The sequence below is a fragment of the Pseudomonas sp. CC11G genome, assembly GCF_056174845.1.
The window spans coordinates 925,412-943,595 of record NZ_JBWBZC010000001.1 but is presented as its reverse complement, the minus strand read 5'-3'; the positions used below and the strand labels follow the sequence as shown (position 1 = coordinate 943,595).

At 62.2% G+C, this 18,184-nt stretch carries 15 protein-coding genes and 1 pseudogene; 10 read left to right on the top strand and 6 right to left on the bottom strand.

Annotated features, from left to right (window positions below):
- Nucleotides 1–11 precede the first annotated feature (11 nt).
- Both AC0V2S_RS04420 and rlmF read left to right on the top strand, forming a co-directional pair.
- Nucleotides 12–308 (top strand): winged helix-turn-helix domain-containing protein, encoded by a 297-nt coding sequence (locus tag AC0V2S_RS04420; RefSeq protein WP_475508665.1) that lies wholly within the window; start codon nucleotides 12–14, stop codon nucleotides 306–308.
- Nucleotides 308–1,272: pseudogene (gene rlmF / locus AC0V2S_RS04415) on the top strand (23S rRNA (adenine(1618)-N(6))-methyltransferase RlmF). The gene AC0V2S_RS04420 and the pseudogene rlmF overlap by 1 nt, the downstream one beginning before the upstream one ends.
- Before the next feature lie 150 nt (nucleotides 1,273–1,422).
- On the opposite strand, the gene AC0V2S_RS04410 reads toward rlmF, so the two are convergent.
- The gene (locus AC0V2S_RS04410) at nucleotides 1,423–1,761 is read right to left on the bottom strand and encodes a PACE efflux transporter (protein ID WP_475508664.1); all 339 of its coding nucleotides are present in this window, start codon (nucleotides 1,759–1,761) and stop codon (nucleotides 1,423–1,425) included.
- A 174-nt stretch (nucleotides 1,762–1,935) separates the two neighbouring features.
- On the opposite strand from AC0V2S_RS04410, the gene AC0V2S_RS04405 reads away from it, so the two are divergent.
- On the top strand, nucleotides 1,936–2,781 hold the full coding sequence (locus AC0V2S_RS04405) for a LysR family transcriptional regulator (RefSeq protein ID WP_475508663.1): 846 nt from the start codon (nucleotides 1,936–1,938) through the stop codon (nucleotides 2,779–2,781).
- Between the two features lie 71 nt (nucleotides 2,782–2,852).
- Nucleotides 2,853–3,677 carry a substrate-binding periplasmic protein gene (locus AC0V2S_RS04400; RefSeq protein ID WP_475508662.1) on the top strand — a complete coding sequence of 275 codons (825 nt, stop codon included), beginning with the start codon at nucleotides 2,853–2,855 and terminating at the stop codon, nucleotides 3,675–3,677.
- Here the strand turns inward: AC0V2S_RS04400 and AC0V2S_RS04395 are convergent.
- From AC0V2S_RS04395 to sbcD, 3 genes are all read right to left on the bottom strand, one after another.
- Complete coding sequence (locus AC0V2S_RS04395) at nucleotides 3,612–4,031, bottom strand: GFA family protein (protein ID WP_475508703.1); 420 nt, start codon at nucleotides 4,029–4,031, stop codon at nucleotides 3,612–3,614. The genes AC0V2S_RS04400 and AC0V2S_RS04395 overlap by 66 nt on opposite strands.
- Nucleotides 4,032–4,206: 175 nt before the next feature.
- Nucleotides 4,207–7,650 (bottom strand): AAA family ATPase, encoded by a 3,444-nt coding sequence (locus AC0V2S_RS04390; protein ID WP_475508661.1) that lies wholly within the window; start codon nucleotides 7,648–7,650, stop codon nucleotides 4,207–4,209.
- Entirely contained in the window at nucleotides 7,647–8,867 is a 1,221-nt protein-coding gene (gene sbcD, locus AC0V2S_RS04385; protein ID WP_475508660.1) for an exonuclease subunit SbcD, read from the bottom strand. The genes AC0V2S_RS04390 and sbcD overlap by 4 nt, the downstream gene beginning before the upstream one ends.
- A gap of 105 nt (nucleotides 8,868–8,972) precedes the next feature.
- Between sbcD and AC0V2S_RS04380 the strand changes: the two genes are divergently transcribed.
- Nucleotides 8,973–9,674, top strand: a complete 702-nt coding sequence (locus tag AC0V2S_RS04380) for an HAD family hydrolase (protein WP_475508659.1) — start codon at nucleotides 8,973–8,975, stop codon at nucleotides 9,672–9,674.
- A 19-nt stretch (nucleotides 9,675–9,693) separates the two neighbouring features.
- Here the strand turns inward: AC0V2S_RS04380 and AC0V2S_RS04375 are convergent, their stop codons facing one another.
- Nucleotides 9,694–10,113: an Lrp/AsnC family transcriptional regulator gene (locus tag AC0V2S_RS04375; RefSeq protein ID WP_475508658.1), complete on the bottom strand. Its 420-nt coding sequence runs from the start codon at nucleotides 10,111–10,113 to the stop codon at nucleotides 9,694–9,696.
- A gap of 130 nt (nucleotides 10,114–10,243) precedes the next feature.
- On the opposite strand from AC0V2S_RS04375, the gene yjeH reads away from it, so the two are divergent.
- From yjeH to AC0V2S_RS04350, 5 genes are all read left to right on the top strand, one after another.
- The gene (gene yjeH, locus AC0V2S_RS04370; RefSeq protein WP_475508657.1) at nucleotides 10,244–11,512 is read left to right on the top strand and encodes an L-methionine/branched-chain amino acid transporter; all 1,269 of its coding nucleotides are present in this window, start codon (nucleotides 10,244–10,246) and stop codon (nucleotides 11,510–11,512) included.
- Between the two features lie 67 nt (nucleotides 11,513–11,579).
- Nucleotides 11,580–12,914, top strand: coding sequence for a TAXI family TRAP transporter solute-binding subunit (locus AC0V2S_RS04365; protein WP_475508656.1), 1,335 nt, complete (start codon nucleotides 11,580–11,582; stop codon nucleotides 12,912–12,914).
- A gap of 41 nt (nucleotides 12,915–12,955) precedes the next feature.
- A complete protein-coding gene (gene yejK, locus AC0V2S_RS04360) occupies nucleotides 12,956–13,963 on the top strand; it encodes a nucleoid-associated protein YejK (protein ID WP_475508655.1) in 1,008 nt (335 codons plus the stop codon).
- A 232-nt stretch (nucleotides 13,964–14,195) separates the two neighbouring features.
- Entirely contained in the window at nucleotides 14,196–15,842 is a 1,647-nt protein-coding gene (locus AC0V2S_RS04355; protein WP_475508654.1) for an ABC transporter substrate-binding protein, read from the top strand.
- Between the two features lie 82 nt (nucleotides 15,843–15,924).
- On the top strand, nucleotides 15,925–16,341 hold the full coding sequence (locus AC0V2S_RS04350) for a phosphotransferase system, HPr-related protein (RefSeq protein WP_475508653.1): 417 nt from the start codon (nucleotides 15,925–15,927) through the stop codon (nucleotides 16,339–16,341).
- A gap of 74 nt (nucleotides 16,342–16,415) precedes the next feature.
- Here the strand turns inward: AC0V2S_RS04350 and recJ are convergent, their stop codons facing one another.
- Nucleotides 16,416–18,131: a single-stranded-DNA-specific exonuclease RecJ gene (gene recJ, locus AC0V2S_RS04345; protein WP_475508652.1), complete on the bottom strand. Its 1,716-nt coding sequence runs from the start codon at nucleotides 18,129–18,131 to the stop codon at nucleotides 16,416–16,418.
- Nucleotides 18,132–18,184: the final 53 nt, after the last annotated feature.

Sequence of the window (18,184 nt, the reverse complement as noted above, 5' to 3'; positions counted from 1 at the left end):
CAGGAGCGATCATGGACGTCAGCAAAACCAAAACCAGCTTCTACCGCCGCTTATACGTGGCCTGGCTGATAGACAGCGGTACAGCGAGTACCGTGCCGGCGCTGATGGACGCCACCGGCATGCCACGGCGCACCGCCCAGGACACCTTACTGGCCCTGGCCGACCTGGATATCGACTGCCAATTCGCCCAGCAAGCCGGCGAGCGCAATAACGCCGGCAACTATGAAATTCGCAGCTGGGGCGCCATCGACAAACAGTGGATCGGTGCCAACCTGGCTACGATCAAACGCGTATTGGGTTATCCCTGATGTCCCCGAAAAACCCCGCCGAAAAAAAGCCCGTGCTGCACCCGCGTAATCGCCATCAAGGCCGCTACGACTTTGCCCAGATGATCAAGGCCAGCCCCGAGTTGGGCGCCTTCGTGATCATCAACCCCTACGGCAAAGAGAGCATCGACTTCGCCAACCCGGCGGCGGTAAAAGCCTTTAACCGCGCCCTGCTGCAACAGTTCTACGGCGTGCGCGGCTGGGATATTCCAGCGGCCTACCTGTGCCCGCCGGTACCGGGCCGTGCCGATTACCTGCACTACCTGGCCGACCTGCTCGGAGCCAGCCACGACGGCGTGATTCCTCGCGGCCCGGCCGTGCGCGGCCTGGATATCGGCGTGGGCGCCAACTGCATCTACCCGCTGATTGGCCAGCACGACTACGGCTGGCAGTTTGTCGGCGCCGATATCGACCCGCAGTCTTTGGCCTCGGCCGCCGCGATTCTCAAGGCCAACCCAACCGTTGCCGCCGCCGTCGAACTGCGTCAGCAAGCCGACCCCGCGTATATCTTTCAAGGCCTGATCGGTAGCGAAGAACGTTTCGACTTCACCCTGTGCAACCCGCCCTTCCACGCCTCGCTGGACGAAGCGCGCAGCGGCAGCCAGCGCAAATGGAAAAACCTCGGCAAGCTCGACCCCAGCCGTAAGTTGCCGGAGCTGAATTTTGGCGGGCAAAGCAACGAGCTGCACTGCGAAGGCGGCGAGTTGGCCTTTATCAGCCGCATGGCCGACGAGAGCGCGGCGTTTGCCGAGCAGGTGTTCTGCTTCAGCACGCTGGTGTCGAAAATCAGCAATGTCGCGCTACTGCAACAACGTTTACAGCAGGTGGGTGCCGGCGATATTCGGGTGGTGGATATGGCGCAAGGGCAAAAGCAAAGCCGCTTCGTGGCCTGGACCTTTCTCGACAAAACCAGCGAAGGGCGTGGCGCAAAGCGCATTGGGCCTGAAGAACAAAACCACTCCCCCATTAGATCGACGCCCCCTATGGGAGAGGCTTCAGCCTCGATGCTCTTCAAACACCAACGTCGCACTCGGCACGCCGAACAACAGATCAAATCCCCACTGAAACACAAACGCATACAGCAGAAAAAACAGCATCAGCGAGAAGTCGGTGGCCAGCGCCTGCCACCAGCGATGCTCAGCGCCCAGACCAGCATCGGCACGGTCATCACCAGCAAACCCAACTCGAACGCAATGGCGTGCAGCACGCGCCTGGCAACGGTGCGTTGTGGTCTGCGTTGGCGTTTTTCCCAAGCCTCGAACAGGCTGTTGAACACCATATTCCAGGCCATGGCCACCAGACACAGCGCCAAGGCCAACGCGCCAGACAGCATCAACCCCCCGTCAAATACCAGGGCCATGGCCGGGGCAATAAAGAGCAGCGCCACCAGTTCATAACTGATGGCCTGTACCACTTTGCGTTTTTTACCTTGCATCACCGCGTGCTCATGCTTGCCAATATGCGGCCACTGTATTTCTAATGAGCTGAAACCTTTAGTCAGCTTGTTTCAGGAAAACTGATAGATGAGCCTTAGCAAAGACGCGGTGCAGGTATTTTTGGCGGTGCTCGACAAGGGCTCGTTTTCGGCCGCCGCGCGTAGCATCGGACGGTGCCGTCGGCCGTCAGCATGACCATCGCCAACCTCGAAGCCGATCTCAACCTGGAACTGTTCGACCGCCGTGGCCGCGAGCCGCAACCCACCGCAGCGGCGCTGGCATTGCAGGCCAAGGCGCGCTTTATGTTGCAGCAGTTCGAGTTGTGGGAAGCGCAAGCCCTGGCGCTGTCCACCGGCCTGGAAAGCTGCCTGTGCCTGGCCATCGCGCCGGAGCTGATGGCCTCCGACTGGGCCACGCCCCTGGCCAGGCTGGCCGAACGCTTTCCCACCCTGGATGTGGAAGTGCTGGCCGCGCCGGAAGCCGACGCCATCCGCATGCTGCACGAAGGCCGGGTACAACTGGCGCTGGTGTTCGAGAATCCCAATTTCGACAGCCGCGAGTGCTGTCAGGAAACCACCCAGGAAACCCTGCTGGCAGTAATCGCCCCGCACCACCCGGCCATCGCCGCCGGCCGCCAGTTGCGAATCGACGAACTGGCCGAGCACCGCCAGATCGTGGTCGCCGGCCGCGACCCGGAGCCGCTGCAACCGCGCTTTCTCCAGGCCCACCACCATTGGCGCACCGACAGCCACACCGCCGCTTTGCGGATGATGCAGGCCGGTCTGGGTTGGGGATACATGCCCGAGTCGCTGGTGCGCCCGCCGCTGCAGGCCGGCACGCTGGTGGAATTGCAGCTGAGCAATATTTCCCAGCTGTCGTTATGGGTCGACCTGGTGTGGTCCAACAGCAAGCCATTGGGCCTCGGCGCGCAGCACTTTATCGAGCTGGTTCGCGAGCAGCGTCAGCAGGCTGTCAGCGCCCCGTCAGCGGGCAAAAATCGCACTAAATCAGGGCGTTAAATTGCCCTACCGAAGCGGCGCAGTTCTGATAGCCTGCGATTTCCATTGGCAGGCACACGCAGGTAAGGCACATGAGTGAGGAGACCGACCGCATGGCTGTTTATGCCCGTCGAGTTCGCCCCCTTTCCTGCCTGATATTCGCGATTGCCCTCGCCCTTCCCGTGCTCGCCCCGGCCGAGCCGCAGAACACCCTCGGCGTACTACGTGTACTCACCGAACACTCCCCGCCCGGCGAATACCAGGAACCCTCCGGCCGCGTCACCGGCCCCACCGCCGAGATGGTGCGTGAGCTGATGCGCCGCGCCGGCGAGCGCGCTGAAATCGAGCTGCACCCCTGGAAGCGCGGCTATGAATACGCACTGAGCAACCAGCCGGTGGCCCTGTTCGAAACGACGCGCACCCGCGACCGGGAAAAGCTGTTCAAGTGGGTGGGCCCTATCAAGCGTATCTCCCGTGGGCTCTACACCCTCGAAGAAAACGCCCAGCCGCTGGACAACGTGGAGCAAGCCCGCGAGGCCACCGGCATCTGCGCCTACAACGGCGACAGCAGCGCCGAAATGCTCCAGCAGCAAGGCTTTACCAACCTGTCGCTGCCGACCTTGCCGGAACAATGCCTGAGCATGCTGCTGCACAAACGCGTCGCCATGTGGGCCACCAGCGATATCGAAAAAGACGCCTTTCTAGCCACCGTCGGCCTGCCCTCTCACACCATCACCCGGGTGCTAGAGCTGGATATCCGCGAGCTGTATATCGCCTTCTCGCTGGCCACTCCGGACAGCACCATCAAGCGTTGGCAAAGCGTGCTAGACGACATGAAGCGCGACGGCACGCTAGCCCGTTTTTACAAAGGCACTTACTCGCAAGAGCAAATCGAGTCCGTCAGCGCCGTCGAATAAAGCCACCTCAAACCTGGCCTTTACCCACCGCCTGACGCACGTGAATACCCGTCGGGTCGAACCCCTCCAGACAATACACATTGATCCCGAAATGATCCGGCATCGACCGTTTGCGGTGGAACGGATAAATGCCGCACACCTTGCAGAAAAAATGCCGCGCGACGTGGGTATTGAATTGGTATTCGGTGAGCGCGTCTTCACCAGCCAGAAGCTGAAAGCGGCTTCATGCACCGCCACCATTAGCGCGTTCTTGCGCCGGCAGATGGAGCAGTCGCATTGCGTCAGCTCGGGAAAATCCGTTTCGATCTGAAACCGCACGGCGCCGCAATGGCAGCTGCCTTGGTAGTGCTGCATCGGACGATGGCCCATGGTGCTCTCCTCATTTCAGAACTGTTCTTTAACCCACCGTCACCCCACGCAGGGGCGGTCCGACGACTGGGAATCCAGGTTGTTGCAGGCAACTGCGCACGTCTGGATATTCTGGATCCCTGCCTGCGCAGGGATGACGGCGTAAAGAGACAGAAATCCGTTATTCCGACGCTACCGCATACCGCCGATCCAGCGCGCTATACCCTAACCCCACGCTCTTGTGCACTTTCAGCTGCACCGGAATCCGCTCCTTGAGCGCTTCCACGTGGCTGATCACGCCAATCATCTTGCCGCTGGCATTCAACGCGTCCAGAGCATCCAGCGCCACTTCCAGGGTTTCGCCATCCAGCGTACCGAAGCCTTCGTCGAGGAACAGCGAGTCGATGCTGGTCTTGTGGCTGACCAGATCGGACAGCGCCAGCGCCAAGGCCAGGCTCACCAGAAAACTCTCGCCGCCAGACAGGGTTTTGCAGTCGCGCGCCGTATCGCCTTGCCAGGTATCCAGCACTTCCAGCTCCAGCTCGCCGCTGCCACGGCGGGCCAATTGGTAGCGACCGTGCAGGCGCTGCAATTGCTGGTTAGCCAAGTACACCAAGTGATCCAGGGTCAGGCCCTGGGCGAACTTGCGGTACTTGGCGCCGTCGGCCGAACCGATCAAACCGTTGAGGTGCTGCCACAGATCGTGCTCGGCGCCTTTCTCGCTGATGGCGGCAAACAAGGCCTGCTGCCCGGCACGGCGGGCGCTGTCGCCATCCAGTTGTGCGCGGATTTCGCCTTGTCGTTGGCTGAGCTGTTTGAGCTGTTCGTTGAGCTGCTGCAGCTGGTGGTCGAGCTGCTCGCTGCCGAGTTCGGTCTGCGGCGCTCCCTGCAACTGAGCCAGTGCCTGAGTGCTGGCAGCCTGCAGGGCTTGGGCTTCGGTGAGCGCTTTTTCCAGCTGGCGTTTAAGTTCGTGCAACTCGGCCTGTTGTTCGTCACTGAGCAGCGCAGCCAGGTAGCCCGTTTCATCAGCAAACGGGCTCTGCGCCAGCGCGTCATTCCAGCTCCGTTGTTGCTGTTGTAGCTGACCCTGCTCCTGCTCCAGCAGGTCGCTGAGGGTTTGCTGTTTGCCCACCAGCGCGCTGACCTGCTGCAACGCGGCGGCGTACTGCTGGTCGACCGCAGCCAGACGCGGTGCGGCTTCCTCGCCCGCCGTCAGTTGGGTAAACGCCACCTCGCCATGTTGCTGCCAACGCTGCTGCCAGAGTGCGTGCGCTTCGCTGGCCACCGCCAGCCCGTGCTGCGCATCACGCAGGTGTTCTTGCAGGCGTTGCAGGTCCTGCTGGCGTTGCTGATACAGCGCCCACTCCTGCTCGCGCTCGTGCAGCCACTGCGTGCCGTTCTCCGGCATCGCATAGCCCAGCTCGGCTAGCGCCGCCGTGAGGCGGTTTTGCTGGTCCTGTTGCTGAAGCTGGACGCGCTTCAGTTGCTCGTCGGTATCGGCTTGCTGCTGCTGATTGGCTTGCTGGTCTTTATTCAGCAGGGCCAGTTGCTGGACGTGGTCACGGTGCTGAGTCTGCGCGTGCTGGCTGGCGGCACGCGCGGTCTCCAGTGCCGCTTTCAACTGCTCCAGCGGCGCCAGGCGTTGCTGCAAGTGGCTGATGTTCTGCTCGTGGTTCGCCTGCTCGGTTTTCAACGCCGTCGCATCGGCAAGTTGCACGCCCAGCGCCTGGCATTGGTCCGCCCATAGTTGCGCCTGCTGCTGACGTTCCTGCTCGACACTCACCTGCTGTTGCGTCTGTTGCTGCACGCGTTCGGTCAGTGCGGCCAGCTCGCTATTGAGGGTTTCGCCCTGTTCACGCAGGCCGTCGAGCTGGGCTTTTTTCGTCAGCAGTTCCTGCTGCGTGGCCGAGCTGTCGAGTGCGTGGTACGCCGACACCGCCGGGTGTTCCAGCGAGCCGCAGAGCGGGCAAGGCTGCTGCGCTTGCAACTGTGCGCGGTACACCTCCAGGTCCTGAATCCGCTGCTCCTGCTCCAGCAGCTTTTCCTTGTCGCGGACCTGCTGCTGCACATCTTTGTACTGCTCGCGCAGGGCTTGTAGCGCCTGTTCTTTGGCACTTTTCTGCTGCGCCAACTCAGTCAGGCTGGCGGTCAGCTGCACTGCCTGCTGGGCCAACTGCTGGCGCTGTACGCCGATCTGCTGCAACCGTTCCAGGCCATGGCCACGGGTGAGCAACCGTTGGCCCTGTTCGCGCAGTTCGCTTTCCGCCTGCCCCGCGAGCAACTGCTCTAGCTGCCGTTGCTGCGCCGCTTCAGCCGCTTGTGTCTGTTGCAGCTGCTGCTCGGCGGCAGCGACGTGTGCAGTCAGCGCCTGCACCTGCTCAGCCAAAACCACCGCCGCCTGTTGAGTCTGCTGTTGCCGACGCTGCTGAGCACTCACGGCCTCAACCAGGTCTGCACAAGCCGAAAACTGCGCACGCCAGGCACCGAGTTTTTCACCCAACTGCCGCTGCTGCGGTTGCTCGGTCAATTGCCGATTCAAGGTCTCTTGCTGCTCGCCCAACTGGGTGACCTGCGCCTGCCGAGCCGCCCTTATCTGCTGGCTCAACTGACTGGCCTGCCACACGTCCTGCTGCACCTGCTCACTGGCGGCACGCTGCGCCTGCTCGGTGGCTTGCAGCTCCTGCTGACGCTGGGCGACGCCGTGCAACGCCCGCTGCCACGCGCTGTGGGTGGGTTGCAGCTTCAAGGCCGGGGCGCAAGCGGCGAGGCGGTCCAACTGCGGTTGCGCCGTGGCCATGTTCTGCAGCGCCTGCTGCTCCTGAATGTGCGCCTGCTGTTGCTGGGCCTGGGCTTTGCTAACGTCCTCTCGCCACTGCCGTTGACGTTGCACCTGCTGCTGCTCGGCGAGCAATGCGGCTTCACTCAGGCCCAGTTGCGCCCCCTCTTCTTCCAGCACCTGCCGCTGCTCTTCGCTGAGCAATTCGACGCCTTCTGCGCGGGCGCGCAGTTGCCCTAACTCTTCGCGCACATCGCGGGTGCGCTCGAACACGCGCTGGGAAATATGCCCGTAGATATCGGTGCCGGTCAGTTCTTCCAGCAACTCGGCGCGCTGGTTGGCATTGGCTTCGAGAAAGGCCGCAAAACCGCCCTGAGCCAGCAACATCGACTTGGTAAAACGCTCGAAATCCAGGCCTGTGAGGCTTTCGGTAAGGCGGTATTTTTCGTTGATCTTGTCGGTGAGAATTTCACCTTCGCCGGTGGCGGCATCCACCTTGGCCAGCTCGACCTTGGGCGCCTGCAACGCGCCATCGCTTTTATCCCGCGCGCGGCGCTGGCTCCAAAACGCTCGATAGCGCTGGCCCTTCACCTCGAACTCGACTTCGGCCAGGCAATCGGCGGTGTGCCGGGTCATCAGCTCGTTGGCGCTGGCCGACAGCGTGCTCATACGCGGCGTGCGGTGATAAAGGGCCAGGCAGATGGCGTCCAGCAATGTGGTTTTGCCGGCGCCGGTGGGGCCGGTGATAGCGAACAGGCCGTTGTCCTTGAAAGGCTCGGCGGCGAAGTCGATCTTCCATTCGCCCTTGAGCGAGTTGAGGTTTTTCAGGCGCAGGCTGAGGATCTTCATACCTCGCCCTCCTGCAGCTCACTCACCACTTGGCGATACAAACCCTGCAGGCGTTTTTCCAGCTCTTCATCCAGGGTCTCGCTGCCCAGGCGCTGGGCAAATACGTCGTCAGTGCTGAGCTCATCGAGTGTTTCCTTGGCACTGCCTTGCAGGCTGGCTTGCGCCGTGCCGCGCTCACGGCGAATACGCAACACCTCCACCGGCAAGCCCTCGGTCATGGCCTGAATGCGGGTTTGCAGGTCGCTTAAATAGTCATCGGCGCTGACACACACTTCCAGCCACACCGGGTGCTCGACCGAGCCTTGCAGCGCCGCTTCGGTGATCGCACTTTGCAGCTCGGCGAGGTTGCCGCGTACCGACGCCAGCGCTTGCGAGCGCGGCACCGACAACGCCTGAACGCTGTGCAGCTCGCGGCCAGCAAACTCCACCAGCAGCACTTCTTTGCTCTGCCTGGCCTCGTCAAAACTCAGGGGAATGGGCGAGCCGCAATAGCGGATATGGTCCAGGCCACCGACCTTCTGCGGCCGATGAATATGCCCCAGGGCGATATAGGCCGCCGGCGGAAAGGCGCTGGTGGGAAAAGCTTCCAGCGCACCGACATAAATCTCGCGCACTGACTCGCTGGCGCTGGCGCCCACCGTGGTGAGGTGGCCGGTGGCAATAATCGGCAGCTCGCCGCCGAGTTCATCACGACGCAGCTCTGCCAGCGCGTGCAGCTGTTGGTAGTGCCCGTGAATGGCTTCCTGCAACGACAGCTGCTTGTCCTGAGCGCTCTGCCCGGCCTGGCTTTGCATCACATCGCGGGGGCGAATAAACGGAATGCCGCACAGCACCGCGGCGGGGTTGCCGGCGCGGTCGTGCAGCACCAGCACTTGGTCGTTGAGGTCGCTGGCAACGGAGGGAATCACGCGGGTATTGAGGTGCGCCAACAGGCTTTTGCTTTCGCCGAGCATGGCCACCGAATCATGGTTGCCACCCAGCACCACCAGCTGCGTGCCGGTGGCGCGCAGGGCGACGATAAACTCGTTGTACAACTCGCGGGCATAGCTGGGCGGCGCGCCGGTATCGAAGATATCGCCGGCGATAATCAGCGCATCCACCCCATGGGCCGCACATTGCTCAATCAACCATGTGGTAAAAGCCTGGTGTTCGGCCTGGCGGGTCTTGCCCATAAAATGCTGGCCAAGGTGCCAATCAGAGCTGTGCAGAATGCGCATCCCGGTTTTATTCTCGCGGTTTTCAAGGCGCCAACCTTGGATCAAAGTGCCGCCCTTGGCAAATCACAACGCGCTGTGGTGTCGGCGCCCTGGAGCTTGTTTCACATGACCGCAGCCAGCTATATCGATCTGCTTATCAGCGATTGCGACGGCGTATTGATCGACAGCGAAATCGTCGCCGAGCGCCTGGTGCGCGACGCCCTGGGCAAACTCGTGCCGTTGCAGGAGCTGGAGCTGGTGCTGCACGGCACCTTCGGCCTGCAAGCCCGCGATATTCTGGCCCGCGTGGAAGCGCACTTCGGCATCAAGCTGGACGAGCAGTTTATTCGCGAGCTTTACAACAGCACTGCCGCGCGCATTCACGACGACGCCCAACCCATCCCCGGTGCCCGCGCCGCCTATATGGCCATCGACCTGCCGCTGGCCGTCGCTTCCAATAGCCACCTGGCCGGCATCGTGCACTCGCTGCAACGCTGCGAACTCACCGAGCGAATCGACAGCGGCATCTTCAGCGCCGAACAAGTGCCCCGGCCCAAGCCAGCACCAGACGTCTACCTGCTGGCCGCGAAAACCAACGGTGTGGTGCCAGAACGTTGCCTGGTAGTTGAAGACAGCACCACCGGCGTGACGGCAGCACTCACCGCCGGCATGCGCGTGATCGGTTTTCTCGGCGCCAGCCATATTCCGCCCGAGCACGGCGAAACGCTGCGCCAGTTAGGCGTGGAGCATGTGATTCGGCATATGGATGAGTTACCGGCGTTGGTGGCGCGGTTGCGCAGTGAGCCGCCGAAGGATTTGCTGCCGTAGCCCTACGGGAGCACGCGCGTTAGAGCGCCCAATCCTTCACCAACATATGGGTCTTCACCTTCTGCATGCCGGGGAAGTTTTCGATTTCGCCGCGCACTTCGGCCAGGCGTTGCATGGTTGGCGCTTCGATATACACCAGCATATCGGTCTCGCCGCTGATGCCGCTGATACGGCGGATTTCCGGGTAGACGCGCATGCGCTCAACGTAGTTTTCGCAGCGCCCGCCGTTATAGAACAACTCCAGGTAGCACTTGATCGCCGCGCCTTGCGGTTCGGCGATCACGGCGTGGTAGCCCTGGATTACGCCGCTCTGTTCGAGCTGACGAATGCGTTCGCTGACGGCGGAGCGGGACAGACTGACCTCGCGGGCGATCTGGGTCACGGCGAGACGGGCGTCGGCGCGTAACAGGGCGATAATCTGCTGATCGAATTTGTCCATAAGGAAAATCTCACACGAACAGGTTGGCGGCGACTTCCGTCACTTTGCCGGGCAATGCCGTCAGTTCGCCGGAACCGCCAAAATGACAGGCGGCTTAACATGGGCGACGACGGACCGCAGAGCATACCCCATGAGTCGCCTTAACCAAGAATTGAGCCTGTTGCAGGGCATCGGCCTGCTGAGCACATCGCTGCTCGGCACCGGCATTTTCGTTGTTCCCGCACTGGCTGCCACGGCGGCGGGCGGTGCGTCGCTGTGGGCCTGGCTGTTGCTGATTGTGCTGGTGTTGCCGGTGGCGTTTACCTTTGCGCAGTTGGGCCGCCACTTTCCCCACGCCGGCGGTGCACCGCATCTGATTGGCCGGGCGTTTGGCCCGCGCATGGAGCGCATCAGCGCGTTGCTGTTTCTGGCTGTGCTGCCGGTGGGGTTGCCGGCGGCGCTGAATATTTCCACTGGTTTTTTCCAGGCGCTGTTTGATCTGGGTCGTGGTCAGGCGTTGGCGATCCAACTGGCCACCCTGGGCATGATGCTGATGCTCGGTCAGCGCCCGGCCAAAGCGTCCGGCATGGTCCAAGGGGCCATCGCCCTGGCGATTATCGCCACCGTTGGGCTCATCTGGTGGGCCGGCGATTTGCCCCACGCCAACCAACCCTTATTGCCCGAGCTGAACGGTTCCTGGCACCTGCTGCCGGCGGCGCTGGGGGTGATGTTCTGGTGCTTTGTCGGCATCGAAGCGTTCACCCATATGGGCGAAGAGTTCAAACACCCGCAGCGGGATTTCCCCTTGGCCCTGCTGCTCGGCGTATTGCTCGCCGGCCTGGTGTATTGGGCGTGTTCATTGGCGGTGTTGAGCTTCCATGCGTATGGCGATGTGACCACCGACGCCGCCTCCCTGCCGCGCATGCTCGACCAGCTGTTCGGCGCCAAGGCCCGTTGGCTGAGCGCGCTGATCGGCTACCTGGCCTGCTTCGCCTCGATGAATGTGTATGTGCAGGGCTTTGCCCGGTTGATCTGGAGCCTGGCCGACGAAGGCAAACTGCCGCGCCCGTTGGCACAGCGCAATCACCATGGCGTGCCGGCCCGCGCGCTGTTGCTGGTGGTGATTATCTGCGCGCTGTGCGCGAGCCTGGCGGCAGTGTTGCAGCTGTCTGTGGACCAACTCATTCGCTACGCCAACGGCAACTTTGTGCTGATTTATCTGTTCAGCATGGCGGCCGGCTGGGTGTTGCTCAAAGGGCTGTGGCGCTGGGTGGCGGCGGTCAGTGCGCTGCTCTGCACGTTGGTACTGATCGCGCTTGGCAATGACGCCTGGTATGCGGTCGGCCTATTGCTGGCGCTGGCGGCTCTCGACCTTTTGCGCACTCGGCGCAACGCCGCACCGCACCAATCTACGCATTAACCCGCAAGCAAAAACCTGCCTTCGCGGTTACGCTCTACGCACTGTCGAGCGCCGCCAAGGAAATGCAATGCGTAGGATCTTGCGTGATTTAAAAATGCTGCTCACCAACCTGTGGATAGTCCCGGTGGTGGCAGCGCTCGTGGGTGCCCTCTTCTACTTCGTCGCCCCGCCACCGCCCATGCATGCGCGCATGGCCACCGGTGCGGCCGGCGGCGGCTATCACGCCTTCGCCGAAAAGCTCAAAGCCGAGCTGGATAAACAGGGCTTTGATCTGGAGCTGGTGGAAAGCAAAGGCTCGCAAGACAACCTCAACAAGTTGACCAAGGGCGAGGTTGAACTGGCCCTGGTGCAAAGCGGCCAGGAGCTCAGCATCGAGCCTGCCGAGCGCGGCAAACTCAATGGCCTGGGCGTGATGTACCGCGAGCCGCTTTGGCTGTTTCTCGGCAAGAAAGCCAAGTTCGATCGCCTCGCCGACCTAATGAAAATGCGCGTCGCCATTGGCGTCGAAGACAGCGGCACGCAAGCCGTAACGGCCGCGCTCTTTGCCGCCAACCATATCGAACCGGCGCAGTACCCGAAAACCTGGCAAGCCCTCGGTGGCGGCAAGGCGGCGGATGCACTGATTGCCGGCGAGCTGGACGCGGCGTTTTTCGTTGGCCCGGCCGAAAACCCGTTGGTGCAGCGCCTGGCTGCCGACCCCAATCTGCAACTGGTCAGCCTGCGGCGTACGGCGGCTTATCTGGCGCGTCTGCCATACCTCAGCCAACTGGAAGTCGGCGAAGGCATGCTCGATATGGCGCAAAACACCCCTGACCACGACATCGTCACCCTGGGCCCGATGGCCACCCTGGTGAGCGGCGAAAACTTCCACCCTTCGCTCACCGCGCTGATTCTGGAAGCGGCGAAAACCGTGCTGAAAAACGGCAGCCTGCTCGACCCCGCCGGCAGCTACCCGGCGGCGCCTCCGCTATCGCTGCATACGCTGGACGAAGCCGACTACTACTACAAAAAAGGCCTGCCGATTCTGCAGCGCTACCTGCCGTTCCGCATCGCGTCGCTGGCCGACCGCTACATCATTCTCGCCATCCCGCTGCTGGTGTTGCTGTTCCCGCTGTTCAAGGCCATCGGCCCGATCTACCAATGGCGCATTCGTGCGCGCATCTACCGCTGGTACAAACACCTGCGCGAAATCGACCAGCAACTCTACAAAGGCAAACTGCCGACCGACCTCAGCGCCGAAATCGCCCGTCTCGAAGGGCTGGAAGACGAACTGGCGCGGGTGGAAGTGCCGCTGTCGTACTCCAACGAGCTGTACGAACTGCATATGCACCTGCGCTACATGATCGAGCGCTTGCAAGCCTTACAGCGGCGAAGGGCGACCTCGACCGAGGTGGTCGGGTAAACTGCGCGCCGTTCTGTAATTGCATCAAAAACGAGACCGCCATGCCCATCCGCCACTGCATCGTCCACCTGATCGAGAAAAAACCCGACGGCACCCCGGCCGTTCTGCACGCCCGCGAAAGCGAGCTGGCCGAATCGCAGGCCATCGAGAACATGCTCGCCGACCTCAACGACAGCTATAACGCCAAGCAGGGCAAGGCCTGGGGTTTCTTCCAGGCTGAATCGGGGGCGTTTCCGTTCAGTGGCTGGCTGGCGCAATACCAGGCTGGCGATCAGGACTTCACGTCCTTTAGCCGCCAGGCGGTTGAGCACCTGCAAAAGCTGATGGAGGAATCCAACCTCTCCACCGGCGGCCACGTGTTGTTCGCTCACTACCAGCAAGGCATGACCGACTACCTGGCCATCGCCCTGCTGCACCACAGCGAAGGCGTGGCGGTAAACGCCGCGTTGGACGTGACCCCGGCCAAGCACCTGGACCTCGGCCAACTGCACCTGGCGGCGCGGATCAACCTGTCGGAATGGCAGAACAACAAGCAGTCCAAGCAGTACATCTCGTTTATCAAAGGCAAGAACGGCAAGAAGGTCTCCGAATACTTCCGCGACTTTATCGGCTGCCAGGAAGGCGTCGACTCGCCGAGCGAAACCCGCACCCTGCTCAAAGCCTTCAGCGACTACGTGGAAAGCGAAGACCTGCCCGAAGAACAGGCCCGCGCCAAGACCGACACTCTGGTCGACTACGCCACCAGCCAGGCCAAGATCGGTGAGCCGATGACGCTGCAAGAGCTGTCCGGCCTGCTCGACGAAGAACGGCCGAAAGCCTTCTACGACCATATCCGCAACAAGGATTACGGCCTGTCGCCAGAGATCCCGGCCGACAAACGCACCCTTAGCCAATTCCGCCGCTTCACCGGTCGCGCGGAAGGGTTGTCGATCAGTTTCGAGGCGCATTTGTTGGGCTCGAACATCGAGTACAACGAAGCAGCCGGCACCCTGACCATCCGCAATCTGCCTACCCAATTGCAGGATCAGCTCAAGCGCCGCAAGGATTAACCAGCTGAAATCCCTTCGCGAGCAAGCTCGCTCCTACGGCCGTGCGCGTCTGTAGGAGCGAGCTTGCTCGCGAAGTGTTCCCTCAGGACTAATCCTGTCCAACAATCCAGCCCCTGCAAAACCGTCACAAGCCCGTGATTGCGCGGCCTGCAGAACTACAGGCATGATGCGTCCAAGGCACCCACAGCCCGCCAGGCAACGCCGGCTGTGACCGCTGCTCATGGAAGACGCCATGCCGCTATCGCTGCTGCACCAGCACCGGTTTATTCCCTTTCGACGTGCCACCCGGCTGCGCCTGTGGTTGCTCGCCCTGCTGTTGCCGGTGCTGACGTGCAGCGCCGCCGTCATGCCTCCCCCGGGCCATCTGCAAACCATCGATTTCCAATTGCGCTGGAAACACCAGTTCCAGTTCGCCGGCTATTACGCCGCCATCGCCAAGGGCTACTACCGCGAAGAAGGCTTTGACGTGCGCCTGCATGAAGGCGCTCCCGGCAGAACGCCGGTGGAAGAAGTGCTGGCCGGCCGTGCGCTGTATGGCGAAGGCAATAGCGAGTTGCTGTTCGAACGCCTGAATGGCAAACCGCTGGTGGCCCTGGCGGCGGTGTTTCAACACTCGCCGTCGGTGCTGCTGGCGCGCAGCGATGCCGGCATCCAGACCGTGCACGACCTGGTCGGCAAACGCGTGATGCTGATGAATGCCCAGACCGATGCCGACTTTTTAACCATGTTCAGCCGCGAGGGCATCGACCCCGCCAGCCTCGACCTGCAACCCAGCAGCTACAACGTCGACGACCTGGTCAGCGGCAAGGTGCAGGCCTTCAACTCCTACCTCACCAACGAGCCCTACTACCTGCAAGAGAAAGGTGTGCCGTACACCGTGCTGTCGCCGAGCACCTACGGCATCGATTTCTACAGCGACATTTTGTTTACCACCGAGGCCGAGGCTAACGACAACCCCATGCGCGTGGCCGCCTTTCGCCGCGCCACCCTCAAGGGCTGGCGCTACGCCATGGAACACCCGGATGAAATCATCGAGCTGCTGCTGACCAAATACCAGGTGCAGAAAACCCGCGAGCACCTGCAGTTCGAAGCCCAGGCCATGCGCGGGCTGGTGCTTCCAGACCTGGTGGACATCGGCCATATGAACCCCGGCCGCTGGATGCGCATGGCCGAGGCATTCAAAGAGCAGAACATGGTGCCGAACATGGATCGCCTCGACGGGTTTCTTTACGACCCCAACCCGCCGCAGCTGGTGGAACGCCTGCGCACCATCATCATGCTGATCAGCCTGGGCTGCGCCGCCATTCTGGTGGTGGTGTTGATTTTGCTCTCCAGCCAGCGCCGCCTGCAGCGGGAAATTGCCCGGCGCATCGTGGCCGAAGAAGAGGTGCGCGCCCTGGCTTTTCACGACAGCCTCACCGGCCTGCCCAACCGAAACAGCTTTATTCCCTACGCCACGCAAAAGCTGCTCACCGCCAAGCGCAACGGCGAACGCCTGGCCCTGTGTTACCTGGACCTGAACAAATTCAAAGAGATCAACGACTCCTACGGCCACCAGGCCGGCGACGCGATTCTGGTACACGCGGCCAACGCCATCAGCGCCCATATCCGCGAAGCCGATATGGCCGCGCGCATGGGCGGCGATGAATTCGTGGTGCTGCTCGACGGCGTGCACGACGCCGACGATATCTACCGCCTCACCGAGCAGATCTGCCACGCCATTTGCCAGCCGCTGCTCTGGCACGGCCGTGAACTCAGCGTGTCGGCCAGCCTCGGGGTGGCGATTTATCCACAGGCCGGCGAGCACCTGGACGAGCTGATGTCCAAAGCCGACTCGGCAATGTTCTATAAAAAGGCCGCCATGCTGGCGCTGCGCTAAGCCTACCCCCGGTCGAACAGGCTGAACCATCTGCCCGCCACCCCAGTCCACCCTTCAGTTACCTCAACTTGAAGGACCCGCCATGAGCACGCAAAAACGCTATCGCCCACAAGAAATCGACGATATCGAAGACCGCATGGGCTCCATTGAGCAGCTGGATTTCGATGCCCGTAAAGACGAACGCAGCGGCCGCGTCGGCGACCTGAAATCCCCCGCCGAAATCGCCCGCGAACAGCCGGCCAAGCGCGTCCGCGAAGCCGGCCAGAGCGGTGGCGAAACCTTGGGCGAAGGGGAAAACGAAGACGGCGTCAGCATGGACGATCTGAGCCCGGAAACCCTGATCGACGAAAGCGGCGCCCGCTCGCCGAACGAGCCCGGCGGCAAGACGGCGGCGGATTGGGATTTGAGCATTGTCGACGAAGCCGATATCGGCGAAGGCTACGGGCTGGATGAGGAAGAGCTGGCCCATGTGAAGCCGTTGGATGGTAAGCGCGAGTAGTCGAGGCCGGGCCGTCTACCACCGTCATCCCCGCCTGCGCGGGAATGACGGTGCGGGGTTGCAGATAACAGCCGTTAGCGCGCCGCAATATGCGCAATCATCAATTGCACCGTTTCCTGCCCGCGGTACTCGTTGACGTCCAGCTTGTAGGCCAGCTCCACCCAGCGCACGGTGGGGTTGGGCCAGATTTCGCGGTCGATGCCAAAGGCAATGCCGTCCAATTGCACGGCGCCGCATTCGCTTTTCAGCACCACCTTCAAATGCCGCTCGCCCACTACCCGTTGCTGCACCAGCTGGAACACGCCGTGGAACAGCGGCTCGGGAAAGTGTTGCCCCCACGGTCCGGCATTGCGCAGGGCGCGGGCCAGTTCCAGATGGAATTCCTCAACGGCCAGAGCGCCGTCGGAGAGTAGACGGCCGGTCAGGTCGTCTTCGTGCAATTGGCGGCGCACTTCAGCATCGAAGGCCGCGGCAAAGGCGCCGAAGTTTGCCTGCGGTAACGACAAACCAGCCGCCATGGCATGACCGCCGAACTTGCTGATCAAGCCAGGGTGCTTGGCGGCGACTGCGTCCAACGCATCACGAATATGGAACCCCGGCACCGAGCGGGCCGAGCCTTTCATCACGCCGTCACCGGCATCGGCGAAGGCGATGGTCGGGCGGTGGTAACGCTCTTTCATTCGCGAGGCGAGGATGCCGATCACGCCTTGGTGCCAGTCGGGCTCAAACAGGCACAAGCCAAACGGCATCGATTCCAGCGGCAAATCTTTGAGCTGAGCCAGGGCCTCGCGCTGCATACCTTGCTCGATGGTTTTGCGGTCCTGGTTCAACTGGTCGAGTTGCACGGCCATATCCCGGGCCAGGGCTTCGTCTTCGCAGAGCAGGCATTCGATGCCTAGGCTCATATCGTCCAAACGCCCCGCCGCATTCAGGCGCGGGCCAAGAATAAAACCGAGGTCAGTGGAGGTAAGGCGTTCAGCCGGCCGCCCCGCCACTTCCAATACCGCCCGCAACCCCGGGCGCGCACGGCCAGCACGAATACGCGCCAGGCCCTGGTGCACGAGGATGCGGTTGTTGGCATCCAGCGGTACCACGTCGGCAACGCTGCCCAAGGCAACCAGGTCGAGCAGCTCGGCGAGGTTCGGTTCTTTGAGGCCCGCGCGGGCAAACCAGTCCAGCTCACGCAACCGCGCCCGCAGCGCCAGCAGCACATAGAAAATCACGCCCACGCCCGCCAGCGCCTTGCTCGGAAAGGTGCAGCCATGCTGGTTCGGGTTAACGATGGCATCGGCCGCCGGCAACTCGGCGCCGGGCAAGTGGTGGTCGGTGACCAGCACCTTGAGGCCCGCCGCTTTGGCCGCCGCTACACCTTCCACACTGGAAATGCCGTTATCCACCGTCATCAGCAACTGCGGCTGACGCTCCAGGGCCACGGCGACAATTTCCGGGGTCAGGCCATAGCCGTATTCGAAGCGATTGGGCACCAGGTAATCGACATGGGCCGCACCGAGCGAGCGCAAACCGAGCACGCCCACGGTGCTGGCGGTGGCGCCGTCGGCATCGAAGTCGCCGACGATAAGGATGCGTTGGCGTTGCTCCAGGGCCTGCACCAGCAACTCCACAGCCGCCTCGATGCCCATCAGTTGCTGATAGGGAATCAGCTTGGCCAGGCCCTTATCCAGCTCGGCCGCCGACTGCACGCCACGGGCGGCGTAAAGCCGAGTGAGCAATGGGGGCAGGTCGCCGAGGTTGGGCAAGGTGGCAGGTAACGGACGGGATTCGATGCGCATGGGGTTGGCAGGGGCTACACAATAAAAAGTTATTCAGCGGGGCCAATCAAACA